Genomic DNA, 24,902 nt, shown 5'->3' with positions numbered 1-24,902 from the left:
ACGATGAGGCTTCCCAATGCTGTTCGATCCTTCATTCGCTGATCGACACGTCGTTGCGGACGCGGCCGCGTCCTGGCAACCGGCATGCACTGCCGCTGCCCGACATCGATCTTCCCCTTGTGTTCTGACGCTGCCGGACATCTCTGCGGAGATCCCGGCAGAAGCAACACTTCGCTGGCGCTCGGACGCGTCGCTTGATGCGGTCGTGCTCGCGCAGTTTCGTCACGGTCCTCTGCACGCATCTGATGTGACCGATCCGGCAAGCCCGATCGACGCGTTCCAACAGGCATTTTTCGCTTGGGCGAGAAGGCAGTTGTCAGGACCGACGAAGATGATCTCGTTCGGACTGGACCTTTTCGACACGAACGCTGTGAACGATGTCATCCAGCACCAGTACGACCGGGAGGAGTTCAAACCCGACTCGCCGCTACATCTGGGCGTGAAACTGACCGACGAGTGGATGCACGAGATAGGTGTGCTCGCTCAACCGCTCAGGGAAGCGCATCCGCTCCTGCTCTACACGCTGTTCAACCTCGTTGACCGTGTGTCGGGCAAGACGGTGCTTTTCCGTACGCCGGGGTGGTTCCTCTGTGAAGCGGCCTGCATGCACTGGGCAGGCGATGAGAGCGCGTCCGACGAGGATGCGCTCGAGTGGCTTCTGGAGATGTACGGCGACGAGGAGCAGTCGCGTCGCTATCTGCCCTCTGTCCTCAGGCCGGAGCTGTGTCCAGATGAGGTTCGCGTCCCAACGAAAATCGGGGGGAGGCGAGCCCGTCTGACGGCACTGTCCGAACGCGAGCTGCTGGAGTTGCACGCCGTCTCGACGGGCATGGTTGCGAACGTCTGCAGGGAGCTTGTTGCCCTGCATCGTCTGCTGCGGCGCGCAGGCAAGCATGAGCTTTTCATGGCTGGCTACGACGCAAGGCCGATTTATTCGGGTTGCACGCTGGTTCTTGAACACACAGAGCGAACCGGTGAAATGCTCGACGACCACATCAACAACGAGTACCAGGCTGGTGAGGCGTCGGAGTACAGCCGGTTCATTTCCTTTTCCAAAACACGTCAGGGCATCCGCGAGCAGTACGCGCAGTGGCGCCTTGCCTTACGCATGCTTCATCACCTCGATCGCCTTCTGGCTGTGGTGAGCACATAGGAGCTTTCTCATGAAAAACGTTTCGATTGGCCAGACAGGTCACGATGTGGAGCTGTCGTCAGCACTGTTGCTCTATACGGCTGCTGGCAGCGGTGTTCAATACGCGACGGTTCACCCCATTACGGCAGAGCGTGCAACCGGGCGGCCCGTTATCGGCGCCGGGCGACCGCTGAACCGTCGACTTCTCGTCGAGACGCTGGTGAAGCTTGACCGGAACGCCTCGCCCAAAGCGGATTTCCTTCCGTCGACGGTGCTGGGCGTCACGTCCGCCGCGGTCACATGGTGGTGCCCGCCGGCCGCGAGACGCGTGTTCTTCAATTGTAGGGAGATAGGGGAGCGCAGCGCGATCGTCCATCATCCGGGGCTGGTTTTTCAGGCGAGCGCTGAAGGATTCCGCGTCTTCGCTGTAAAGGGCGATTCACGGCCCGAACCTTCGACGCCGCTATTCGAACCGCCGTACTTCAACACGTGGAACGAAGGGCAGATCTGCATCGGTACGGCCAGGGTCCCGGGCCGTATCGAGGTATCTGCGATCGCTGGCTGGGAGGAGGGCTTCTTCAACTCGGCTTTCACCCATCCGAATCACGGTGGCAAGCGTGTCGAATACAAGAACGGCTTCTACGCGTTCTGGACCGACATGCTCGACGGCAAGTTTGCGTCGTTTCCGCTTGATGTTCTGGTGCCGATGAAGGGTGTGACGGCAGGCAAGCTGGTAGCAGGAAAGAGCGGGGTGAAAGCATGAATCCGCTCGATCAGGTCCTCCAGCGCTCGTTTCCATCTGTGATGGTGCCAACGCGCGAAGCGGTCGCGCCGATGTCTGCGTCGGGCGAACGGTTGCTGGTTGCGTCGAACGGCGTGTTCCTCGAAATCAACCGACCGTGGATTCGTCTCGTCCGATTGCTCGGTGAATTCGGCTGGCGATCGCCTATACCTTACGGTGAGGCGAAAGTGGAAACGGAGGTTCGTTGTGGTTCCGTGCCTGCTGAGCTGGTAGCCGGATTCGCGCGCTTGGCGCGCGAGGCCCTGCCCAATGAAGTGGGTGCGTGGATTACGTGGAATGCATCTTCGGGCGTGTTCCGCCTGGTGCCGCTTCCTTCGTTGTCTCACAGCCCCGACCACCTGAAGTACGAGCGTCCGCAGCTGGAAGCGGATGAATGGATGGTGGTGGACTGTCACTCGCACGGTCGTAGCAAGGCGCTTTTCTCGTCAACCGATGACCGCGACGATCAGCACGACGTGAAGCTTGCGCTCGTGCTTGGTCATTGCCATAGCGTGCCTTCTGTGGCGCTGCGGCTGTGTGTCAAGGGTCGGTTCGAGGTCCAGCGCGAAGTGCCTTCCCGCTGGCTTGCGGCGCTGTCTGCGGAGGTCGTATGAGCCGACAGACATTGCATGCAACACCTGCGCACATGCTGAGCGGACCGTGGAGAGTTGTCGTGGTCGGTGCCGGCGGCACGGGTAGCGCCTTGCTGCCTTCGCTCGCGCGGCTGCATCACGCGATGGTCGAGCTCGGTCATCCCGGCGGAATCGAATGCGTGGTGTACGACGACGACACGGTTTCCGAGTTCAACGTTGGCAGGCAAGGCTTCTATCCAAACGACGTCGGCCAGTACAAGGCGACGTTGCTGGTAAATCGCCTGAACCTGCTGATGGGAACGAACTGGGTTGCCGAGCCGCGGCGCGTCGATTCGCGTACCAACCTGCACGCGGACATCGTGATTGGCTGCGTTGATTCGCGGCGTGCCCGTCACGCCATCGTGCAGGCCGCGAAGCGTGGCAACTGTCTTTACTACCTCGACTGCGGCAACGAGACGGATCGTGGCCAGGTGATTCTCGGCGAGTTCGGCAAGGCGCGACACGACAGGCTGCCCCATGTGGGCGACCTGTTTCCCGACCTGCTGAATCCGAAGAATGACAAGGGCGACGATACGCCGTCCTGTTCGATGGCGGACGCGCTGCGCAAGCAGTCGCTCGTCATTAACCAGGCAATCTCGGTGCAGGCATTCAACCTGTTGTGGTCACTGTTTCGCAACGGTGGCCTCAATTTCTCGGCTGTTTTCGTGAACCTCGCAACGGGGCGAACGAACCCGGTTCCGATTGACCCAGCGGCGTGGGCGCGCTTCGGCTATGACGCGCCAAAGCCGCCCATGAAAAAGACCAGAAGGCCTGCAAAGGCCAGGGTCTCAGCCTGACGCACGCTCCGTTTAAGAGTGCGGCGCTATACCGGATGTCCCCGCTTCGGTGGGGCATCTCCCTCATCTCTCTACAAAGGTGTCCTATGACCCAACAAAAGCCGTCGACTCCGGTCGGCAAACTGTTCATGCGCTGTGCCGCTTGGGTGGCCGTCGGAGCTACGGTCTCCTATGCGGCGAATCACAGGTCGATTCCGGTGCTGTCGCCGCTCGCACAGTGGTTCCTGCGTCACCGCGAGTTCGCCAGCCAGCACATCGGGTTCTGGATGGCCGCGGCGCTCGTGGTGACTGCGCTTCTGTTCGCGGCGTCCATCGCGACGGAAAAGCGGCGTGACGCGTTGCTGGATGTGCTCTCGGCGCAAGGCCAACGACTCAGTTGGTGGCTGCTTGGAAAGGCTGCGACCGCTGTCTGTTTCCTGAGTGGTGCACTTGCCGGATTCGGTGGTAACGGATGGATTGCCGGTCTGCTCATGCTGGTGGTGTACGGCGGCGTAATCGTCGCGGTGCATGGACTGGTGGTTTCGGCACAGACGCCTGCGCGTTCGCGGTCTTAGTCAGGACCGCCTTTTCATTGCCGCCTTTGTGGCGGCCTCGTCTTTTCTTCCCTCAGCGGGCGCAGCCCGTTGGGGGCTGCTCCGCATTTCATATCGGAGCTTCAGATGGGTTCAACCGTATTGACGGGCAAGCAGGCAGCCGCATTTCAGACGGCCGACGGCGAGTGGATGTTCGCGCTGTTCGAGCGGACGTACGAAAAAAACTGCCATCCGCACGACGATCGCTGGTCGGCGATCGCATTCGGTCGCTATCGCGATGTGATGCGACGGGTGTTCCGACACGCGACCTCCTGCGAGGGTGGCATGTTGCAAAGCCGCGCTGGCAACATCCGGCCCGAAAACTACATCGGAACGTGGCGCTCCGTGCTGGCCAGACCATTCCGTCTTCCGGACCGGACGATCCGCCTGGACGTGTCAAAGTCCCACCGCGCGTCGCTTCCGGAAGGCTCGCTCGACGATGTGCGCAAAAGCCTCGTCGCGGCCGGTCTCGGTGATCGTGTCGAGGAGATCGTGAGTGGGAAAGCCGGAGTGTCGCTGTTCGCTGACGCTGCGCTTCTGGAAGTGATCTACGGCGAGAACGGGCCGCTAAGCGTCTGGCGTGTGCTCGAAGTGAATGACTGCTCAAGCGTCGCTGTCGATGATGACGTGAAACTACCGAGCCGCTCACCGTCTGTAATGGATCGCATGCCCGCGGTGAGGTGCTACAAGATCGACGACGAGCACAGGCTTGTCTCCCTCGATGGGCAGGCTTGGGAAAACGCTGGCTGGCAGTATTCGGCGATCGGTAGCTTCATCACTGACGTTGCGTATCCGCTTGAGATGGAAGCGCCCGGATTCGCGAAGGCGGCGATTCCGGTGTATCGGGAGCTGATGGTGAACGCTGGGCCTTTGCCAGCGGAGACAGTTGTCGATGTCACCCGCATGCCAGCAGGGCTCGAAGAGTATTGCGGCCGTGTTGCTGACGAACTCGCCGGCTATCTCGGCATCGCAGACGACAACGGACGCGCGCCTGAGCGGTTCACTTTTCGGTTTGGCGAGGTGCCGGCCGAGCCGCGCGGTTCCGCGATGTACAAGCTGTGCGGACTGCGGAGCCAGCAGGTGACGTGGACGGTTCCCCAAGACGCACCGTCGACGACGGCGGTCCGCGAGACGTCCTGCACTGACCTGGCCCAGTTGATTCTCGAACTGGTCTAACTTCTGTCGAACAGCGCCGCACCCGAAAGGGGCGGCGTTTTTTTTTGCTTACCAGTATCGCCGGCGCCGGTGGCGCACATAAAGCGCCAGGACGATCAACGCGACGAGGATGACTTCGATGCCCCATTTCAGCCACACGCTATTGATGAACGGATCGTCCATCGGACGAAAGTAGGTGTCCGTGTCCCGCCCGCCGTTGGCGATGCTGTCGAGAACGGGCCAAAGCGCTGGCCACGCGATCGCGGCAAAGCCTGCGAGAAGCGCAGGTCCAAAGTCCTCGAGAAAGCGCCACGCAGCAACCGCGATGACCGCAGCGAAGATGATCGGGACGGCCGCAGTGCACACCGATGAAAAGCTGGCGCCGATTGCGCGCGAGAGTGCGAGCAAAACTGCGAGAGCGGCCAATACGACAAAGCCGATGACGGCTGTTGTTCCATCGTTTCGATTACTCATGAAGCTATTCCTCGTGGGGTTGTGGAAGAAGTGGGTTAGAAGCGGCCAGCCAGCACCGCTCGGGTTTTAGAATGCGAATTCGGCCTGATGCGGTGCAACTGGGACGAGTGCGGGGCTGTCCAGCGTTGCGTCCGAAACCGGGCGTGCGGCGAGAAGGGCGTCGTAGCGCGCGAGCACAGAAGCGGCCGTCGTGTGATCGACGTCGATGCCCAGCAGCTTCGCAACGCGCGAACGAACGCTCGCGATTAGCGCGGCTTCTTCCAGAGTGGGCCGCGTGGTCGGCCAGCCGGCCGTGTAAAGCAGATGTGCGGGTATCTCGGCTTCGATTGCCTGACGCTCGGCGGCCGCGAGCTTGGCGCGCTCGACGTCAGCTTTCAACGAAGGGGAAAGAAGGTCTGGTGCGACGTCAGCGAGCCAGCGTTGTCCCTGAAATGCGAAGGTCGAAGCAGCCTCCATCGCAACCATTTCCCGGTACAGGTCGTGGTTGTCTGCGCAACCAGCAGCGGCGCGCAGGTCGTCGAGCGAACTCATGATGCAGAATGCGCACGAGACGCGCGACGCGCCATATCGCGTGTAGGCCTCGTGCAGGGCCAGTCCTGCATCCGCGATCTCCGCAAAGACATCCTCCACCGGCCATTCGATGATGGCGTTCCACGTCACGCCACGATGATTGCGGCGGGTCAGCGCGGCGAGGGGCGCTGCGACCGGCATCTTGCTGCGTGCCGAACTTTCCTGACGGCGAACGCCCGTCACGTTCACGATGTCGTGCTGCGGGTAGCGTTTCTTCAGCGCGCTCGTGATCACCGCCGTCTTCAATTCGGACGTGCAGAACCGCATGGACGGGGTGCTCCATGGCAGGATCAGTCGAACGCACGACAGTTCTCTGTAACGCGTGACGTTGTTCTCCCATCGCTTTTGCCACCGCGCGAGCATGTCGCCGGCTTGACGGCGTACTGTCAGCAGTTCCCAACCGAGATGGGCGGCGAGCCGTTCGCACGTGGGCGCGCTGTCTTTCCATTCGACGCGACCCAGATCGGCGTGGACTAGCACGCGTGGCCCGGTATGACCAATCAGGTCGAGGTGACGTGCGACAGCGAGTGCACAGGCCACACTGTCCTTTCCGCCACTGACGCCGATCGCTACGACCGCGTTAGCATCAAGAAGAGCATCCACGTCAGGGGTGCTGGTCACGAAGCGGTGGACGCGGGCGACGTTGTGTTCGATGCGCTGGCGAAGTGCCGAGAGGTCAATAATCTGAAGGGACATGGCGTGCAGAAGTGAAGGTGATGATTCATCTTCGCAGCTACAGCCGAAAGTCAAGGCGCGTACGGCCGGGAGTCAATGGACATCAAATCAGTCGCCATTGCGCGCTAGTTGAGGGATCGAGTACTCATAGAATGGAGTCTCTCTCAGGTTCGTAACGACCACCCCTCGAGCACTTACGAACTTTTTCGCGCCAGCCTTCGGGCTGGCATTTTTTTGTCCGTTGGAAAGACTCCGCGAACGAAAGCCAGGTCGAAAACGGGATGATTCCGCGGCAGCGCCGCATATCAGGGCCGTTAGACTCGATTCATTCCCTGCGCTACTGCGCATCGACCTCCAGACGACCTCTCCAGGTCCGTCGATTTTTTCTCTCCACCCCATTCACTCGTTGGATGGTTTATCGAAAGGGCTGACGTTCGCGTCGGCCCTTTTCTTTTACCGATGGGTTTTCCCATCGCGCTTTCTCTCGACGACGGACTTCGCGTTCGTCACATTTCATGTACCCATCTGGGAGCCACCTCCCTCTGGGACCGGCTCCCTTTTCAAGGAGCCGCACCATGCTGCAGAAAGCTATTGTTTCGGAAGAGCTGGCCCGCCGTTTGGCACTTTCCGCAGATCCGGCGAGGATCTCTGAGAAGTGGGGCTTTCGCGAAAAGCAGCGTGTTTCCGCGCAGGCTGTCGCAACGCTCCCGATCAGACAATTCGACGCCACCATTCTGTATTTGTGGAGTGATGGAACGGCCACTGTGAAGTTCGACTTCGGCATTCCGTTCGACGCCGAGCGCGAGCTCGTCAAGAGCGGTCGAGTCGATCTGCATTACCTCACGCGTCTGCCGTCGTAATCCCTGTCTGCGTGCTTCAGGTGCCTGTCACCTGAAGCCCATCCAATCCCGTTGGGAGCCATCCCAACGGGACCCGGCTCCCGTTTCGCTGGAGTCTTGCAATGTCAAACCGCTTCAACGTCGTAGCCGCTCTCATGGGTGCGCTCGCTGCAATTGGCTGCGCACTGGTCATCTATGGCTGCCTGCTCGAACAGCAGTTTCAACTGGATCTGCTGCAGACATCCGGTACTGCCGGCCTCAATGCGTATCTCGCAAAGGTCGCGTCTCACCAGCTGTCGTTTGCTTCGTTCATGGTCGAGTCCCTCAGTGGGGACGGCTATGCGCGAAGCGCGTTCGTGCAAGGCGTCGGTTTCTGGTTCGTCTTCGTTCTCACACCGGTCGCGGCGCTCATCAGCGCATGTGCGCTGGCAGTGCCGAACAGGACGAGCTCGCGTCTTCGCCTCGTCGCTGACCACTGAACTACTTTTCTTCCCAGTCAGGGCAACCACCCTGACGGGTCGGTTGCTCATCAATTCGTTGAGGCAACCACCATGTTCAAGCTCATCATCAGCGTCGTTCTTCTGTCACTTCTGACAGCGTGCGCTACCGCGGATTTCGGCTCGCCGAATACGTATCAGCGTTACGACGTGCAGCATCTCGGCCAGATGGAAGAGGCGACGATCCTGCGCGTGCGTCAGATCACGATCGAGTCCAGTTCCGACTCCTCGGGGCTGACATCGATCGTCAGTGCGGCGGCAAGCGCGTTTCTCGGCTCCCAGGTCATCGGGAACGGGAAAGGCCGGTATGTCTCGGGCGCGCTGTCTGGGGCTGCTGCGGGCTTCATCTCGCAACATGTGAGCGTGGCTATGTCCCGTCACAGTGGCGTCGAAGTTTTCCTGCGTCGCGCCAACGGTCAGACCGTTGTCGTCTCGCAGGTTGACGACCAGCGTTTCGTCCCCGGCGAGCACGTTTATCTCGTTTCCAGTGGGTCCGGCTACCGGATTACCCACTGATCTTTTTGCGTGCCCTAACCGGCGCGTTTCCCTTGCGGGGCAGCCCCCGCAAGGGAGCCGCCTCGTCTCATCGAGGCAAATCATGAAGTTCCCGAAACTGTTTTACTCTGACCGCCGCTCGGCGGGTGCGGGCGCGAAAGCGGCGCTCCAGCAGCAGGCAACCCGCGTCCTTCGACGCGTCGCGCAGGATCTGCGTCTGCGTTCCCATGAAATCGTCGTTCAGCCGTCCCGGCGCAATCTGCCGGGTCGCGTGTCACTGCGTACCGATACGCTCTTCGTCGACGTGCTGGATCATCAGTGCCAGCAGCGTGTGGCGTTCAGCTTCCGCACACGTCGCGGTCGAGGTGACATGACCGGCGGCGGCGAGAACTACGTGCCGATTGAGCAGATCGAATCGGCCCGCGGTTACGAGTCCTTTCTCGATGGCCTGCGTCTGGCGGGTGGCATCGACACCTCTTCGAGAGGTCGTCAATGAAACTGGCGAAGGTCAAGGTCGAGTACACGGGCGGCACAACGATCACGGAGCGCGTGACACTTGACCCGGAAACGGGGAAGGTGACGCTGCCTCCGCGTCTGCATGCGATGTTGAGGACGATGGACGAGTCGGAATGCTCACCAGCATTCGGACTGTTTTTTGACGGATTCGTCCTGCCCGTTCAGGTTGCCGGCGACGGCTCCTACACTGTGGACTTACCATCTGAGCCGCAACCGGGCTTCCGGCGCGTCTTCAATGCCATCACGTTTCCGACGAAAGATCAGCGACAGCAGAATGCGCGTTATCTGCATACGCTCTCTGCCGCGTCACTGGGCGGGTTCGTGGGCTTCGTGCACGCAGCGACGACGCCCGATCTGCCGACAATTGCAGGAGCCGCGAGTCTCTTCGTAGTTGGGGTAGTATTGTGGTACGTCGGGTTTCTTGCAATGAAAGGAGATTGAAATGACTGCAAGTATCATCACGCTCGTGTTGGGCTTGTCCATTGCAGCCTTCTTTCTCTGGACAAACAACAACGGTGTCAAGCGCGATCGTGAGCGCGAATGGGGCAAACATGATTAACGACGCGGCCTAGGGCCACGTCCAAAGAGTAAAGCCGCACCTTAGGTGCGGTTTTTTTTCGTCTATCGGACATTCTGACGCGCCTTCGGGCGCGTTTGTATTTGGAGATTCAACATGCAACAGGTTTCCCTGAATCTGGCCACGGCTAGCGCTGTTCCTGCCGCTGCGGGCGTCGCGATGAGTCCTGCGCCTGCTCGCGAGCGACTCGACACTGCTGGAAAGACGGTCGGCGATGTCCTTAAAGCATTGTGCAAGGCGTTGTACGGGACCGAGCTTGAACCTGAATGGCTTGCGCCGGCGAACACGCTGGACGACGCCGACGAGGAAACGAGCGGCGCGCGTCTGGCGAGACTTTGGCCTGACGACAGCGTATGGAACCGGCTCGCCGTCTCCGTCGATATCGGGCGATCGGAAGGCTGGATCGTTAACGTCGACTGGATATCTCGAACCGAGACGGCGCACTCGCACCGGCGCGGTTATGCGGTGATGCCGATGCTACGCGCAAAGGTCTTCAGGTCCGACCATGCGTGGGATCTCGCGCGCTTCATCGCCCACACGCTCGACGTCGCTTAACACTTCCATTTTTCGCGCCGCTTGGCGCTCATCCCTATGCGGGCATTCGGCCCGACAGGGAACGATTGCCCGCAGGTCTTTCCCGGAGCAATCAACGATGTATCACCTTTCCTTTGCTGATCAGAAGCTCTTCCTCGGTACGCTGCTCGAAGTGCTGGCAGTTTTCAAAACCGATTCCCGCCTTTCTTCCGTTGAATCCTCAGACATAGTGCTCCTGCACGGTGGCCAACCCGTCGACGTCACCCGCTACAACGGCAGCCTGACTGTCCGGCGTCCCGGCACGGCGCGCGACGTGTTCCTGTCCATGGTCGATGAGATCGATGGCGCTTACTTCCGGCCGAACGGCGTGATGCAGGCGGCATGGCAGATCCGTCGATCGCACTGGAAGCTGCTCTACGACGCGTTCGACCTCACGTCGAGTCCGCGCCTCATCTTCTCGTCGGACCAGATCGACGCAGCTTCGGACGGGCGAGGGAATCTCGGCCTGCATGACCTGCTTCAGGCCGAATGCGAGCGCCGGTTCGGCTTTCGCTACGCCGGTCCGGAATATGGCCGCGCGCGCGACCGCAACGGACGGCACGAAGTGCACGTTGCGTACGCGCTCGCTGAGGGCTTTCCCGTCCCCGAAGCGGTGCTCGCTGAATACCGCGAGTTGCCGGAGAAGCTTTCGACCGACATGGCGTGGGGCCAGGTGCTGCTGTCCGTACCGGAACTGCGCGGTGCGATGTCTACTGACAAGGTGCGCGTTCTCGCGAGCATCATGTCGCGAGAAAAGGGAGGCATAACGTCGCAGAACGCTGCACTTCTCGCGATGGTGATGCGACTGGCGCCGAACAGGCCGACGTATGTCGAGGTCGATGACCTGCTGTTGCGTCACGGGCTGTTGGAGCCGTACAGCCTGCCCGAACGTTACGCGAGCCCGCAGCCGCTTGGCAGACCCGTGTCGAAGTTCTCGGAGGTCTACCGCAGCAGGATGGCAGATCACCGGCGCGATACGGCCGTCACGCAGCTGCGCAAGGAGCGTGCGGAAAAACGCATCTCGCAACGTCACTTCGACCAGCGAATGCAGATTGCGCAACTCGAGCATGGTCGCGAGACGTTTGCGTTCGGTAACGAAATCTCCGAAGCGATCGACAGCGGCGATATGCGATTTCTGCTGGACCTGCTGGACTGTCCTGATGAGCGCAATCGCGTCTCCAAGCAAACGGTGCGCGAGGTATTCGGGGTGAAGCTGCTCGGCGTGCGCGCTGCTGCCCGTCGCCGGGCGATTTTTGCGCTGGCGGGGTTCGGCGAGGCGTTCCAGTCTGAGTGGGACGCTGCAGGGACGCGTGAGGCTCGCGAGCTGCTCGTGCGCACGCACGCGGCCCGCATGCCCGCCGGGATTCATCCGGCGGTCTACGCACAGTCGCCGGTAGCCCATCACGTCTGATCACCATTTCCTTGAACACACCCGGCCTCGCGCCGGGTTTTTTTCGTCTGCCCGAAGAGTGAACCTCGCGACATGCCACATAAGACAGTACGAAAAAGCGACGATTCAGGCATTGCGCCAATCGCGCGCTCCCTACACTGAGGACTTCACCCGCGTCTTTGACGCATCGACCCGCCGATTCATCGGCATCCTTTTCTCGCCCCTCAGGGACCACGTCCCTACGGGCGTAGTCCTTTCGGGGCTTTTTCTTTTCTGGAAAGCCATTATGAAAGTTACGCCCGCACAACTGACCGAACTGCTCACGCTGTATGTCCCGAAGCGCCTGCCGGTGCTGATTACCGGTCGACCGGGTATCGGCAAGAGCGATATCGTCGAACAGGTCGCGCACGCAACCGATCACGAACTGCTCATCAGCCATCCCGTTGTTGAAGATCCGACCGACTCGAAAGGGCTGCCGTTTCCGGCGCCCGACGGCTTGAACGCGAAGTTCCTGCCGTTCGGCGATCTCGAACGCGCGATGAAGGCCAGACGCCCGCTCATCTGGTTTCTGGACGATCTGGGGCAGGCCTCGCCCGCCGTTCAGGCCGCCAAGATGCAACTGCTGCTTGCCCGCCGTATCGGCGAGCACGTCTTGCCGCCGCACGTGACGTTTCTTGCCGCGACAAACCGCCGGACCGACAACGCAGGCGTGACGGGGATTCTTGACCCTGTCATCTCGCGTTTCGCAACGGTGGTCGAGCTGGAAGCGACGATCGACGGCTGGACGAAGTGGGCTGTGCGAAACAATGTGCCGCCCGAACTTATCGCGTTCCTGCGATTCCGTCCGGACCTGCTCTCGGTGCAGAAGACGTCACGCGATATCGAAAACACGCCGAGTCCCCGCAGCTGGGGTTTCGTCGCGAAGACGATGGGTCTGGTGCCGAAACACCTGGAGCACATCTCGCATGCGGGATCGGTGGGCGAAGGCGCTGCAACCGAGCTTGTCAGCTTCCTGCAGATCTACCGCGAACTGCCGAACCCCGATGCGCTTCTGGCTACCCCCGACAAGGCGATGATCCCTCAGACGCCGTCGACGCTTTACGCAATCGCAACCGCTCTGGCTGCGCGCGCAACGGAAGCGAACTTCGATCGTGTCGTGACCTATACGGAACGCATGATCGAAGCGGGGCATCGCGAATTCGCGGCGCTACTCGTGCGTGACGCATTGGAGCGCACGCCGGAAATAGCCAACTCCTACGCCTTTATCCGAGCGCAGGGCGGCGAGATCGGCGCAATCATCAAGGGCGACTGATCCGCCGTTCCATTCCACTTTTTTCTCAGCTTCATCACTCATGGCTCTGCCGTGTCCGCGAGGACACGCAGGGCCATTTTTTTCGCCTCATCCATTCATTTTCTATACGGAGTTTTCTCATGAACACCAACATCCAGTCGAAAGTCATGCTCTGCTCGGTCACGATCTCCACGTGGGTTGCCCGTCGATTCGACGGCAAGGCCACCGAAGAGGTCGAGAACAAGCACCATGCAAAGGGCATCGGCAGATTCAACAAACGCCTGCTGCCCGAAAACTCCCCCAGTTTTCAGGAGGTGGTGACGCTCGCCGGCCGCATCCGGAAATACTTCTACGATCACTCGTTGAAGTACGACCAGCTTGGGGTGCGGCTTCTGCCGACGATGATCTACATGGAATTCGCCGACCGGATGCGCTCGATGAAAGACGAGTTCGATCTGGCGGTGTCCGTGTTTCTGACCGACTACCTGGACCTGAAGGAGCGCGCCCGCGCGGAACTGAACGGCCTGTTCAACGAGGCGGACTATCCGACCCTCGCGGAACTGTCCTCCAAGTTCGGCGTGAAGATGGCCGTTCTGCCGTTTCCTGACGCCAGCCAGTTCGGCGTAGACCTGCCTGCAGACGTGCTGACGACGCTGAAAAGCGAACTCGATGAGCACGTGCTGGCATCGATCGCGACCGCGAACGAGGATCTCGTCGAACGGATGTATTCGGCCGTTTCGCAGATGGCGTCGCGGCTGTATGCGACGGGCAACGTGCGTCTGGACGTGGCCAATAACGTGCGCGACCTGTGCGCGTTGCTGCCGAAGCTCAACTTCTCCAACGATCCGAAGCTCACGCACATCCTTGATCAGGCGAAGACGCATCTCGCCGTTCACACGGGTGCGGATCTGAAGGAGTCGAATGTCCTGCGTTCCCAGGTGGCCAGCAAGGCACAGGAGATCGAGGGGCTGATGGCTGCGTTCATGGGCATGACGCCGGAAACGGAGATCGAGCCCGTGGACCAGTGCGCGCAGTTGCGCCTCGTTGCTTAAGGGGGCGCTTATGGATCGCACCGTGACGGTAGCTGGCAATGGCGCGGTCCATCCGCGCATTGCCAAACAGCGAACTGAGCTCGTTCTGTCCCAACCGTTTTTCGGGTCGCTCGCATTGCGTCTGAAGATGGTTGAGGACCGTTCAACGAAGGAATGCTGGGTAGACGGGGAGTCGTTGGGCTATAACCCCGAATACGTCGATAAGTTGAGCGACCTTGAACTTCGGGGCGTGCTGGCGCTGAAGGTCATGCAGGTGGCCAACGGTCATTGCTGGCGTCAGGGCGCGCGAGAGGCCGGTCGGTGGAGCGAATCAAGCCAATACGCCATCACTCCGATTCTCACTTCGTCGGATTTTGTGTTGCCGAGGGGGGCGCTGAACGACGCACGCTTTGCCGGAAAGTCGGCTGAAGAGATTTATGGCGCTCTGACGCAGGAGGCAAAGCAGAAACAGCCCAAACCTGATCAGCAGCCTAAACCCGATCAGCAGCCCCAGCAGCAGCAACCCAAACCGCAGGGCCAGTCGTCCGGGCCAGACGGGAATGGCGGCGGCAAAGGTGGGGCTCCGAATCCACAGTCGCAGACAGGTGGAGGACAGGGTGATCCAGAGCCGTCAGCTGGCCCATCGTGTGGTGAGGTCCGCCAGTACTCGGGGACTGATAAGCCTGTGAAGGAAGCTGAGTGGAAGGTTGCTGTCGTGCAGGCCGCAAAAGCGGCGCAGATGCGCGGCAAGCTGCCGGGCGACCTGCAGGCGATGGCCGGCGAGGCCGTACGGCCCGTTGTCGACTGGCGCGCGGTGCTTCACCGTTTCGCGCAACAGTCATCGCCGACGGACTACAGCTTCGCCCAGCCGAATCGCCGATACCTGCATCTGGGGTTCTATCTGCCCTCCCTGCACACGCCGGCGGTGGGTGATGCGGTGTTCGTGCGCGACTCCAGCGGTTCGGTTTTTGACGAAACGCAGGCGCAGTTCGATGCCGAGATCCTTTCGGTGTTCCATACGCTCAGGCCAGCAAGGTTGATCGTGATGGACTGCGATGTACGCGTGACGCAGGTGCAGATCTTCGAGCGAGGCGACTCGCCCGAAATCAAACCTGTGCGGGGCGGGGGAGGGACAGCATTCACCGATCCTTTCAACCGCGTCATAGCTGACGGTCTGAATCCCGCGTTTCTGGTCTACCTGACGGACATGGACGGGAAGTTTCCGGCCTCCGTGCCGCATTACCCTGTGCTGTGGGCCTCGACGACACCGCTTACGCGCGCACGCCGTGCGCCTTGCGGCGAAACCGTTGAAGTCATCTGCTGAACCCGGTTTTCCGACGAAAGCGTTTCTCTCTGACAAAGCCCGGCCATGTGCCGGGTTTTTTTTCGTCCATTGGTTTAGCGGTTTTCGGGTGTTTCCTAGGCTGTGGGTCGGAAAGCTACACGATTTCGTGGGTCTTTCTGCGGGAGTGGCTTTAACGCGTAATAAGAAGTCCGTCGAGGCCAGACATTTCGCTGGCGCCCTCTCTCGTCGTCGGCAACAGGCTCACGGATTCAGGGGTGGGGTCGAAGCGAGAAAGCCGCGTAATTTCACCAGCCTTTTGATGCCCGCCTGCGCAAGCCAGACAGAACAATAGTCGCATGTTAGACCGCCATCAGAGCATCGCATGTCCGAGCTTGTCGACAACCCGGTATTGAAGCTGCAGCCGCTCAAAGCGGGTGCCGTCGATATGTTTTTCCAGGCGCTCGCGCCGTTGAAGGAATACTTTGACGCACCGGACATTGCGGAAATCATGGTCAACGACTATCGCAATGTGTGGATCGAACATCGCGGCGTCATGTCGCGTGTGAACATCGATCTGAGGCCAGAGCATCTGGAAGGGGCGATTCACTCGCTGGCATCGTCCGTCGACAAGTCCGCGCGGGCGGGCAGTGACAAGGGCATCATCAACGCCGGTCACAAGAACCTGCGTATCGCTGCGGTGATGAATCCGACCGCGATCGACGGTCACGCGCTCAGTATCCGGAAGCACCGCGAGTCGAAGATGGACCTCGACGACTATGTGCATGTGGGCGCATTCGCGAGGTCGAACGCGCGCCCGCTCGAAGCAGAGGCTATCCACTTTGAAGAGGGCATCGAAAACGAAGCGCTCGCCCGCGCGCTCAAGGCGCTCATCCAGTCACGCAAAAATGTCCTCGTCGCCGGCGGCACGTCGGCGGGTAAAACGACATTCCTCAACGCGCTCGTTGGTGTGATCCCGCAGGACCAGCGCGTGATCACCATCGAAGACACGATGGAGTTGAAGGTGCAGGTGCCGAACCGCGTGCGCCTGCTGTCAAACGCGGATACAAACGTCACGACGCAGCTTCTCGTCGCGCTGTGCCTGCGCTTCCGTCCTGACCGGATCATCGTCGGCGAAGTACGCGGCGGCGAGGGCTATGACCTGCTGCAGGCGCTCAACACGGGCCACGACGGTGGCCTTGCTTCCCTCCACGCGAACAACGCGCGCACGGCGCTCAGCCGTCTCGAAAGTCTCGCCATGCTCGGCATCCCTTCTGGATCGCGGTGGGAACTGGGCGATATGCGCAAGAACATCGCCGACTGCTTCAACTACGTGGTGCATTTCAAACGAACGGGGGAAATGCGCCACATATCCGAAATCCTCGAAATCCGGGGCTTTCGCAACAACGACTACGACCTACGACGGGTTTTTTAACGGGAGCATCAAAAATGAAGCAAGGAAGGTTTTTCAGTACGGCTGCCGCGGTGGCGAAGAAGCTGCGACCGGGCAAGCCGATGATTGTCGGCGCGCTGCTGAGCGTGGCATCGGCAGCGGCGATGGCAGCGGGCGACTACTCGTCGCTGACCGGTCTGACCGACATCATCTGCACGATCAGCAACCTCATCAGCGGCCCGTACCTGTACGGCATCGGTATCGTGCTGATCACGCTGGGCGGCGTCGCCGTCGCGAACTCGGAAAGCAACATCGCAAAGACGTTCTCTGTGGTGCTGATCGGTCTAGGTATCGCATCCGTTGCTGTGCCGATCATGCGCGATCACTTCCACATGGCCGTCGCCTGCTGATATGCGCCAACACAAGGTCAGCCGCGGACTCTCGCTGCCCCGCCAGATGGGCGGCGCGGACCGCATGCTCGCGATCCTGAACGGCACGATTACCGCGTTGCTCACCTATACGAGCTGGACACCGTCCTTCCTCGTGCTGGGTGTCCTCGCGCATTTCTATCTGCGCTGGCGTAGCTCGAAAGATCCGTGGTGGCGCCTTGTGATGCTCGTCTATAACCGCTATCCCGACGTGTATGAGCCCGAGCCTCACGGGAAATTCAGTGCACGGTTCAAGCGCCCATATGGCTTCGATCAGGATCTTCCATGCTGAAAATGTCGTTCACCAAGCGCGCGGTTCAGGAAATCGCCCCATGGATGACGCTCGTCACGCCCGAACTCGTGCTCGACAAGGACGGATCGCTGGTCACCCTATTCGAGTTTGAGGGGATCGACGCCGACACGCCCAATCCTGCGGACATCACCGCCGCGCGGGACAACCTCGACCACGCATGCAAGAACTTCGATCATCGCGTTACGGCATGGTGGCGGGTATCGCATCGCCGCGTGAAAGGCGGGATCGACGGCGACTTCGCATCGGAAGCGGACGCGCAGGTGGACGCCATCAATCAGGCCAATATCGGCAGCGGCAAGTTCTTTCGCAATTCGCATTCAATGGCGCTGGCGTTCACGCCGGAAACGGGGCTGTCGCGAATCTTCGACAAGATCGGCTATCACATGTCGGTCGGTGGCAAAAACGTGTTCGCGGCGATGTTCGAGGCGGGGAAGGATCTTATTCTCGCGCGTAGCGCGTTCGTGTTTGATCTGACCAAACTGCAGAACGAGATCAAGCGGTTCGAGGCGGTCATCGACAGCTTCGTGGGCGGTGTGACGCGCCTGAAGATGAAGCGCCTGCAGTTGCAGAATGCGCTCTCGTTCCTCCATCAGCGCGCGAATCCGAGCACGCCGAAGCGCCGCATCCGGTATCCCGTCACGATGCTCGACACGCATCTGACCGAAACGATCGTGACGATCGGTTCCGAACAACTCATGTTCGAGTCGGCGCATGGAAAGGTGTACGCGCGCATTCTAGGTGTCAAGGAGTGGAACGGTTTCAGGGAAGCCGCGCTTGATGTGCTGTCGCAGGTCGACGCGGAACTGGATGTATGCGTCATGTTCCGGTTCCTCGACACCTCGCGCGCGAGCAGCTACATCAAGAAGATTCGCGGCTTCTACAAGGTCGCAGCGTTCAATCCCGTTGCCATCATCAAGCAATGGGCAACGAAGGAAGAGCAGAAAAACGATGAGGGTCGCGAGATGCTGGCGAAGGAAGCCAGCGATGCCCTCGCGAAACTCGATGCCGAGGGTCAACAGTACGGCTTCGCGAATATCTCAGTGATCGTGTATGGCAGCACGGAGAAAGAATGCGAGGACGCAACCAGACAGGTCGTCGGGGTCATCGGTAACGCCGGATTCGGTGTGCTTCCGGAAAAGGACAACCTGTTCGCCGCGTGGGCGTCGACGTTGCCTGGACGCTGGGATCAGCAGAAGCGCCTGCAGTTTGTCGAGACGCCGGCAGTCTCGGATATCGCGCCCATCTGCAGCGTAGGCGAGGGCTCGACTGTCAATGAGTGGTTGAGCCAGCAGTCGGGCAAGCGCATCGGCCCGCTCACCTGTTTGCCGACGCGGCACAAGACGCTTCAAAACGTCGATCTGCACCATCCGGGCGGCAAGGCGCACACGCTCGTTGTGGGACCGATCGGCGCGGGCAAGTCCGTGATTCTCAATTTCCTGATGTCGCAGACGGGGCGACACGACGCCCGCCGTATCCGTTTCGACAAGGACCGCTCGACGCGCATTCCGACGCTGCTCGGCGGCGGCCGTTTCATCGACGCGACAGGCCGGTTCGAGGCCGCGACCTCGGTTAACCCGCTCTCGCTTATCGGCGACAGCAAGCACTGGTCGTACGTGGCCGAGTGGGTGACGCTTGTTATTGAAGGCGATGACTACACCTGCGCGCCGGAGGATGAAGCCACGATCTACGACCGCATCCGCACGCTCGCACGCGGCTTTCCGCCAGAGATGTGGCGGCTGTCCAGGCTGACGAATCTGCTGCCCCAGGAACTTCGCGAACGTCTGGTCCTATGGACAGAGGGGCAAAAGAACGGTCACTTCTTCGATCACGTCGAGGACGGCTTCTCCCTCTCCGATGACCTGTCGATCGAAATGGGCGACCTGTTCCAGAATTTCCCGGTTGCCGCCGCGCTATTCATGGACTATGCCTTCTACCGGATCGCGCAGATTCTGGATGGCAAGCGCTATACCGTGATCGAGATCGAGGAGGCCGGGTTCTTCTTTACTTACCCGAAGTTCTATGCGCGCCTGGAAATCTGGGCTGTGACGATCCGGAAGCTGAACGCGGCCCTGCTGATGGCAACGCAGTCGCTCGGGCAGCTTGCGCGCGTACCGGACTTCGAAATTCTCAAAGAGAACATACCGAACATCATCTATCTGCCCAACAGCGACGCGATCAACAACCAGGCGCTGTATCGCGACATCTTTGGCCTGACCCAGCACCAGATCAAGATGATCGCCGAGGCGGTACCGAACCGTGACTACCTGTGGGTGACATCCACGCAGACCCGCATGTTGCAGGCCGCCTTCACGAAAGAGGCGCTGGCGTACCTCCGCTCAGACGGCCGTGCGCAGGCGCTGCTCGACAAGCATATCAAGTCGGGCGTCGACAACTGGCAGGACGCATACGTGCGCGACGTGACTGCGAACGCGTAGCCCGTCGATCCGCTAACTCCTACTCCTGGAACTTCTCACCATGAAAAAATTGCTAAGAACCGTCGTGGCAGTTGCTACGGTGACTTTCGGCTTCGTCCAGCAAAGCGATGCGACGTTACCCGTCTTCGATCCGACCAATTTCATTCAGAACACGCTGACGGCAATGGGCGCGGTCAAAGGAGAGGTCTATCAGGATACGAACCTCACGTACCAGTATCAGATGATGCTGAACCAGCTTAAACAGGCGGCCAATCTGAATCCGGCCGCGATGGCGGCGCAGGCTAGCACCATCTCCGGCGATATCGACACGCTGAACAAGTACACGGACACGATGAAGGCGCTGTATGGTGGCCTGCAATCGAACGCACAGTACGCGACCAAAGTGCAGGCCCTGATTACGCAGTCGGGCAAGTCCACGACGCAGTGGTTCAATGATCAGGCGACCCTCATCAGCAACAACGACCAGACGGCAAAGCAGCTTTTCCAGCAGGGCAATGACGTCATTTCGCACGTGAGCGTGCTCGCCAAGCGCCGTCAGGAGATCCAGGACCAGCTGAACATGTCGCCGACGGCTGAAGCGACGGCTCAACTCACGACACACATGCTGGATATCGTCGCAAGCCAGAACAGCGACATGCTGCAGATGATGGCGACGAAGCAACAGGCTGATAGCGTCGTGCAGGCCCAGAAGACGGCGGACGATCAGGCAAGCAACACGGCGAAGGCGGCGTTGCAGACCCAACTGGATCAACAACGCGCTACCTACAACGCCACGATCGGCACGTCCAAGGTTCTCGGCCAATGAGCATGAGCATGTTCTTAATGCGTGTATCGCGTAGGCTGGTCTTCGTGCTTTGCGCTCTTCTGCCAGCGTTCGTGTCGTCCACAGCGTTTGCAGATACAACGGGCACCACCGGGACGACTACCGCACAGCCTTTGACGAGCCAGAACGGCGATTTTACGAAAGGCTCTACGGACGCGATCAATCAGATCACGTCGCTGATCGGTAACCTGATTCCGGCAGCTGTCGACGCCAGTGCTAATGTGATGACGGAAGCAAACAAGTTCGCATGGGGCCTGGGCGTCATCTCACTCGTGCTGGTCGGCATTCGCTTCTCGGGTACGCATCATCCCGTCGCGGCATGGGTGAACCTATTCGAGGAGGTGGCGGTGCTCGGCATCTTCGTCGCGCTGTACCTCGGTTATTCGACTTCTGCGACGGGATTCTGGACGTGGTTCGATCAACTCGCGTCGCACATATCGGGCGGCGCCGATAACAGCATTTCCACGCAGCTTGCGACACTCGCCGGGACCATGTACGACGCCCTGAAGAACCGCGTTCTGAGCATCAAGCTCCTGACGGACATCACAGGGACGATGGTCGACGCGATTGGGTTGCTCCTCGCGTTTATCGTGATCCTGATCGCTTCCATCGTCTTCGCGTATTTCAGTGCGGTGGGGCAGATTCAGGCGGCAGTGGGTATCGTTCTCGGGCCGATCGCAATCTCGTTGGGTTTTTCCAGCTACACGCGCAACTACTTTATGAGATGGCTCGACTGGATGATTCATTCGGGCATGTATGTCGTCATGGTTGCCGTACTCGTGAAGCTGGTAGGCGCCAACATCGCGAATGCCGTTAGCAAAGCTACACCTGCGAGTGGCGCCACGGTGACGGGCGCTTACGCGTTTGACCTGGCAGTGTTCGTCCTGTTGCTGGCCTTCGAGATTCCGAAGCTGGCGGGGATGTTCGGCAGCGGTGCAGGAGCAACCGGAACGGGTGCGCTCAAACTGGCAAAGAGTTTCATCCCATGACCGCCGCCCATCGCCCGATCGCGGGTCCCGAACTTTTGGAGACACACAAGAAGCGTTTGGAGCTTGTGCGGCAGTGTGCCAACGAGAGCACCGAGGCGGAATTCGAGAGGAAGTGGCTGTCCGTCCTGCGCCGGTGCGCCGCCTGGTTTTCGTCGATGCCGCTCACGCCTGAGTTGCATGCTGAGCCGGGTGGTGCGTTCCGCGCAACCATCGAAGCGACTTTCTACGCCATGCGGCTCGCGGGTGGGCAGAAGTTTGCTGCCGACATGACTTCGGAGAAGCGCCGCCGGCTTGAACCGCAGTACATTTACGCGGTTTTTCTGGCCGCTGTGTGCTCGCTGCTCGACGAACCGTGCAGGCACTTCGAGTTCGTGCGCGCGTCGGACAATGCCCAGTGGAATCCTGCCGCGCACGGGGCGTTTGGAGAGTGGGTCGGCGACCGCGAATATTTCGTCCAGCGTCGCGCCGTGCCGCTCAAGGGCGAGCGGATGCGCACGGCGATGTTTGCGCGGACGGTGATCGCGCCTGAGCTGCTTTCCGGTCTCGACAACGCTGTGCTGTCAGACCTGTTTGGGGCGATCAATCCCGACAGGAGTCCGCAGGGTTTCGAGGCGCTCGTTCACAAGGTCGTGCGTCAGGCGATGGACGTGGCAGTTGATTTTGAGCGCAAGGCGCAACGTGGGCTGTTTGCGCCCGTCAAATTTGACGTGCCGTCGGCAGTCCACGTCGCCCTCGAACTGCAGCCTCAGCAGGTAGCACCCGTCGCAGCAGCTGCCAGTCCCGCTACGGCGACTTCTCAGGCGACGCCGCAGGCCGCGACTCCTCAATCTCCGGAGCCCGCGCCCGCCACGGCGCCAGGGCCTTCCACAGACGTCTCGCCATCCGGGTCGGTTGCTACAACATCTCCGGCAGCACCGGGCGCACCGCAGCTTTCGCAGTCGCTGCTCGACGCGCTCCAACGGAGCGAGGCGCAGCCGGCCGCCGCGACGGCAGGCTCACCAACGGCCATGGATGCGCCAAACCCTGCTGCCATCGACCCGTCACAGATGAAGACATCACCGACGGCACCGAAAGGTCCGCGGACCGGCCCGACGGACGAAGAACTGAACGAGATACTCGGTCCTGGCTCAGCCATGATGCGCGAGTTCTTCCGCGCGCTCGCGGATGACGTCGCCTCGGGCAAAGCGAAAGTTAGTTGGGAAGATAAGGGCCTGACGGTGCAGAAGCGCCTGGTCGGCGCATATGGGATGACCAGCGACACGCTCGTCGAACAGTTGCGCAAACGCGCGCTCCTCCTGCGCGCATCGGGCAACGACATCTGCATCGTCGAACGAGCTGGTCGTCTAATCATGGAGCGTCCCGCCGCATGAGCTACATCAATCATTTCCGCCCGATCTACGAATTCCGGCCGCTGCTTATATGGCCTGTAGCGATCGTCGGCATTCTCGTGTCCGGGATGCCGTATGGCTGGGCTTTCGCCCTCGCGGCTTTCGTCATGCTGGTCATCCGGGGGATACAGGTCTGGCGCGCACTGAGCTTCCGCATGGCCATTTCGACGAAGTGGCTGAGCAAGATCATCATCGCGAAACTGCTCGAAACGCAGCGCCAGATGCGCGCACGCGAGGATTCAATGTATCTCGGCACCGGCTTCGAGTGGACGCAGAAGCACACGCAGATCGCTCACGACATCCTGCGCATGCCCGTGACCGATATCCCGTCCTTGCCGAAGTGGTTGAACAAGACGGAGGCGGGGCGGAAAGTCGAGGCGCGTATCGAGCGCATCTTCGCGCCGCGTGACAGCGTTCGCGACCGGATGCCGCAAGGCGCATCGTGGATTCACGGCATGGAACCGAAGAAGGTCCGCGTGCCGTTCCACTACAAGGCAATGGGCGGGCATACGCTCGTGGGCGGCACAACGGGCTCAGGCAAGACGCGCACGTATGAGGTCATCTCGACGCAGGTCATTCATAACCCGAAAGACGTGTTGATCATTGTTGATCCGAAGAACGACGATGACTGGAAGAACCGGGTCGAAAAGGAATGTGCGCGCGCCGGCCGAAAATTCCTGTACTTCAATCAGGCCAAGCCGCATGAGTCGATCCGGCTCAACCCGCTGGAAAACTGGTCGCAGCCATCGGAAATCCCGTCGCGCATCGCGCAGCTGATGGAGGAGGGGCCATTTCGCGACTTCGCGTTCCTCTTTATCGACCGCGCCGTCAAAGGGGAGCTGTACGTTGGCGACAAGCCGAATCTGCGCTCGATCCTCAAGTATGCGCAGTCGGGCATCGGCACGCTGCTGGACCGCTGCCTGCGTCGCTTCTTCGTTGAAAACGGGCTGTCGAACTGGGAAGAGTTGACGGTCGCGCAGACGGTCAAAGACTCGGTACGCAAGAACGACGTGTCGCTGGTCGACGGGATGGCAAAACTGTACAACGATCAGTTTGCGGCCAACGATCGCGGGCATGAAACTATCGACGGTCTGATCGCAACCCATACGCATGACCGCGAGCACTACATGCGGATCATCGCATCCGCACTGCCGCTGCTGCAGATGCTCGCAACTGGCGAAACCGGCCTGATGCTGGCCCCCAAGGCCGATGACTTTGACGACGACCGAGAGATCTGGGACATCGACAAGATCATCAAGCAGAAGGCCGTCCTCTACATGGGCCTTGACTCGCTGTCGAATAACATCGTTCAGAAAGCGATCGCGTCAATGGCACTATCGGATGTGGCGGCCGTCTGCGGTTCGATCTACAACTTCTATGCCGAGAAGCCTGACGTCGTTCTGATCATCGACGAGATTGCGGAGGCGATCAACGAACAGGTGATCCAGATTCTGAACAAGGGTCGCGGTGCGGGCTTCAAGGCGTTCGTCGCATTTCAGGCTCGGGCTGACCTCGAAGCAAAACTCGGAAACGCGGCGAAAATGCTGCAGGTTTTGGGGAATCTGAACAACCAGATAATTTTAAGATTGGAAGATAGCGATACCGCCAAGTGGTTTTCGGACAAGGTGGGGGAGACAGCGATTCGGGTGGTCAACATCTCGAACAGCACGAACACCTCGACCGAGGCGCATGCGATGGAGTTCAGCGGGTCACAGTCGCGCACCCTGCAACTGGAGAAAGTGCCATTGATCCCGATGCCAATTATTCTCAAGTTGCCGAATTTGCAATATTTCATGCGTATCTCTGGCGGTGCCGTGTATCAGGGCCGAATTCCAATCATCGAAGGCTGAAATA

General features: G+C 60.3%; 26 protein-coding genes. 24 read left to right on the top strand and 2 right to left on the bottom strand.

Annotated features, from left to right (window positions below; all coding sequences use genetic code 11):
* Nucleotides 1-16: 16 nt before the first annotated feature.
* The 6 genes from G3N95_RS15100 (at nucleotide 17) to G3N95_RS15075 (ending at nucleotide 5,090) form a co-directional block, all read left to right on the top strand.
* On the top strand, nucleotides 17-1,153 hold the full coding sequence (locus G3N95_RS15100; protein WP_205970886.1) for a PRTRC system protein F: 1,137 nt from the start codon (nucleotides 17-19) through the stop codon (nucleotides 1,151-1,153).
* A gap of 10 nt (nucleotides 1,154-1,163) precedes the next feature.
* Nucleotides 1,164-1,895: a PRTRC system protein B gene (locus tag G3N95_RS15095; protein WP_205970885.1), complete on the top strand. Its 732-nt coding sequence runs from the start codon at nucleotides 1,164-1,166 to the stop codon at nucleotides 1,893-1,895.
* Nucleotides 1,892-2,527 (top strand): PRTRC system protein A, encoded by a 636-nt coding sequence (locus tag G3N95_RS15090; RefSeq protein WP_205970884.1) that lies wholly within the window; start codon nucleotides 1,892-1,894, stop codon nucleotides 2,525-2,527. Before G3N95_RS15095 ends, G3N95_RS15090 begins: the two co-directional genes overlap by 4 nt.
* Nucleotides 2,524-3,342, top strand: a complete 819-nt coding sequence (locus tag G3N95_RS15085) for a PRTRC system ThiF family protein (RefSeq protein ID WP_205970883.1) — start codon at nucleotides 2,524-2,526, stop codon at nucleotides 3,340-3,342. The genes G3N95_RS15090 and G3N95_RS15085 overlap by 4 nt, the downstream gene beginning before the upstream one ends.
* A gap of 86 nt (nucleotides 3,343-3,428) precedes the next feature.
* Entirely contained in the window at nucleotides 3,429-3,896 is a 468-nt protein-coding gene (locus G3N95_RS15080; protein WP_205970882.1) for a hypothetical protein, read from the top strand.
* 105 nt (nucleotides 3,897-4,001) lie between these two features.
* Nucleotides 4,002-5,090: a hypothetical protein gene (locus G3N95_RS15075; RefSeq protein ID WP_205970881.1), complete on the top strand. Its 1,089-nt coding sequence runs from the start codon at nucleotides 4,002-4,004 to the stop codon at nucleotides 5,088-5,090.
* Nucleotides 5,091-5,138: 48 nt separating this feature from the next.
* Here G3N95_RS15075 and G3N95_RS15070 read toward each other — a convergent pair whose 3' ends face one another.
* Nucleotides 5,139-5,543, bottom strand: a complete 405-nt coding sequence (locus tag G3N95_RS15070) for a hypothetical protein (RefSeq protein ID WP_205970880.1) — start codon at nucleotides 5,541-5,543, stop codon at nucleotides 5,139-5,141.
* A gap of 66 nt (nucleotides 5,544-5,609) precedes the next feature.
* Complete coding sequence (locus tag G3N95_RS15065) at nucleotides 5,610-6,809, bottom strand: phosphoadenosine phosphosulfate reductase family protein (protein ID WP_205970879.1); 1,200 nt, start codon at nucleotides 6,807-6,809, stop codon at nucleotides 5,610-5,612.
* Nucleotides 6,810-7,363: 554 nt separating this feature from the next.
* On the opposite strand from G3N95_RS15065, the gene G3N95_RS15060 reads away from it, so the two are divergent.
* The 18 genes from G3N95_RS15060 (at nucleotide 7,364) to traD (ending at nucleotide 24,898) form a co-directional block, all read left to right on the top strand.
* Entirely contained in the window at nucleotides 7,364-7,648 is a 285-nt protein-coding gene (locus G3N95_RS15060; protein ID WP_205970878.1) for a hypothetical protein, read from the top strand.
* A gap of 101 nt (nucleotides 7,649-7,749) precedes the next feature.
* Nucleotides 7,750-8,106: a hypothetical protein gene (locus tag G3N95_RS15055; RefSeq protein ID WP_205970877.1), complete on the top strand. Its 357-nt coding sequence runs from the start codon at nucleotides 7,750-7,752 to the stop codon at nucleotides 8,104-8,106.
* A 72-nt stretch (nucleotides 8,107-8,178) separates the two neighbouring features.
* The gene (locus G3N95_RS15050) at nucleotides 8,179-8,640 is read left to right on the top strand and encodes a hypothetical protein (protein WP_205970876.1); all 462 of its coding nucleotides are present in this window, start codon (nucleotides 8,179-8,181) and stop codon (nucleotides 8,638-8,640) included.
* An 82-nt stretch (nucleotides 8,641-8,722) separates the two neighbouring features.
* Nucleotides 8,723-9,115, top strand: coding sequence for a hypothetical protein (locus G3N95_RS15045; protein ID WP_205970875.1), 393 nt, complete (start codon nucleotides 8,723-8,725; stop codon nucleotides 9,113-9,115).
* Complete coding sequence (locus tag G3N95_RS15040) at nucleotides 9,112-9,576, top strand: hypothetical protein (protein WP_205970874.1); 465 nt, start codon at nucleotides 9,112-9,114, stop codon at nucleotides 9,574-9,576. The genes G3N95_RS15045 and G3N95_RS15040 overlap by 4 nt, the downstream gene beginning before the upstream one ends.
* Before the next feature lie 232 nt (nucleotides 9,577-9,808).
* Nucleotides 9,809-10,267, top strand: coding sequence for a hypothetical protein (locus tag G3N95_RS15035; RefSeq protein ID WP_205970873.1), 459 nt, complete (start codon nucleotides 9,809-9,811; stop codon nucleotides 10,265-10,267).
* Between the two features lie 97 nt (nucleotides 10,268-10,364).
* A complete protein-coding gene (locus G3N95_RS15030) occupies nucleotides 10,365-11,696 on the top strand; it encodes a hypothetical protein (RefSeq protein WP_205970872.1) in 1,332 nt (443 codons plus the stop codon).
* A gap of 265 nt (nucleotides 11,697-11,961) precedes the next feature.
* Nucleotides 11,962-12,987, top strand: coding sequence for an ATP-binding protein (locus G3N95_RS15025; RefSeq protein ID WP_205970871.1), 1,026 nt, complete (start codon nucleotides 11,962-11,964; stop codon nucleotides 12,985-12,987).
* Nucleotides 12,988-13,106: 119 nt separating this feature from the next.
* Nucleotides 13,107-14,018, top strand: a complete 912-nt coding sequence (locus tag G3N95_RS15020) for a hypothetical protein (RefSeq protein ID WP_205970870.1) — start codon at nucleotides 13,107-13,109, stop codon at nucleotides 14,016-14,018.
* 10 nt (nucleotides 14,019-14,028) lie between these two features.
* Nucleotides 14,029-15,321: a VWA-like domain-containing protein gene (locus tag G3N95_RS15015; protein WP_205970869.1), complete on the top strand. Its 1,293-nt coding sequence runs from the start codon at nucleotides 14,029-14,031 to the stop codon at nucleotides 15,319-15,321.
* Nucleotides 15,322-15,664: 343 nt separating this feature from the next.
* A complete protein-coding gene (locus tag G3N95_RS15010) occupies nucleotides 15,665-16,714 on the top strand; it encodes an ATPase, T2SS/T4P/T4SS family (RefSeq protein ID WP_205970868.1) in 1,050 nt (349 codons plus the stop codon).
* A 14-nt stretch (nucleotides 16,715-16,728) separates the two neighbouring features.
* Nucleotides 16,729-17,082: a TrbC/VirB2 family protein gene (locus G3N95_RS15005; protein WP_007585078.1), complete on the top strand. Its 354-nt coding sequence runs from the start codon at nucleotides 16,729-16,731 to the stop codon at nucleotides 17,080-17,082.
* Nucleotide 17,083: 1 nt separating this feature from the next.
* Nucleotides 17,084-17,392 carry a VirB3 family type IV secretion system protein gene (locus G3N95_RS15000; RefSeq protein WP_205970867.1) on the top strand — a complete coding sequence of 103 codons (309 nt, stop codon included), beginning with the start codon at nucleotides 17,084-17,086 and terminating at the stop codon, nucleotides 17,390-17,392.
* Nucleotides 17,386-19,848 carry a type IV secretion system protein VirB4 gene (locus G3N95_RS14995; RefSeq protein ID WP_205970866.1) on the top strand — a complete coding sequence of 821 codons (2,463 nt, stop codon included), beginning with the start codon at nucleotides 17,386-17,388 and terminating at the stop codon, nucleotides 19,846-19,848. The genes G3N95_RS15000 and G3N95_RS14995 overlap by 7 nt, the downstream gene beginning before the upstream one ends.
* A gap of 40 nt (nucleotides 19,849-19,888) precedes the next feature.
* Nucleotides 19,889-20,653 (top strand): type VI secretion protein, encoded by a 765-nt coding sequence (locus G3N95_RS14990; protein ID WP_205970865.1) that lies wholly within the window; start codon nucleotides 19,889-19,891, stop codon nucleotides 20,651-20,653.
* A 131-nt stretch (nucleotides 20,654-20,784) separates the two neighbouring features.
* Nucleotides 20,785-21,660, top strand: a complete 876-nt coding sequence (locus G3N95_RS14985) for a type IV secretion system protein (protein ID WP_241018546.1) — start codon at nucleotides 20,785-20,787, stop codon at nucleotides 21,658-21,660.
* Entirely contained in the window at nucleotides 21,657-23,030 is a 1,374-nt protein-coding gene (locus G3N95_RS14980; RefSeq protein ID WP_205970863.1) for a TraI domain-containing protein, read from the top strand. The genes G3N95_RS14985 and G3N95_RS14980 overlap by 4 nt, the downstream gene beginning before the upstream one ends.
* Nucleotides 23,027-24,898 carry a conjugative transfer system coupling protein TraD gene (traD, locus tag G3N95_RS14975; RefSeq protein ID WP_205970862.1) on the top strand — a complete coding sequence of 624 codons (1,872 nt, stop codon included), beginning with the start codon at nucleotides 23,027-23,029 and terminating at the stop codon, nucleotides 24,896-24,898. The genes G3N95_RS14980 and traD overlap by 4 nt, the downstream gene beginning before the upstream one ends.
* Nucleotides 24,899-24,902: the final 4 nt, after the last annotated feature.

Source organism: Paraburkholderia sp. Tr-20389 (assembly GCF_017104565.1).
GTDB lineage: Bacteria > Pseudomonadota > Gammaproteobacteria > Burkholderiales > Burkholderiaceae > Paraburkholderia.
Note: the sequence above shows the minus strand (reverse complement) of the source record. Positions and strands in the feature narration are given on the sequence as shown.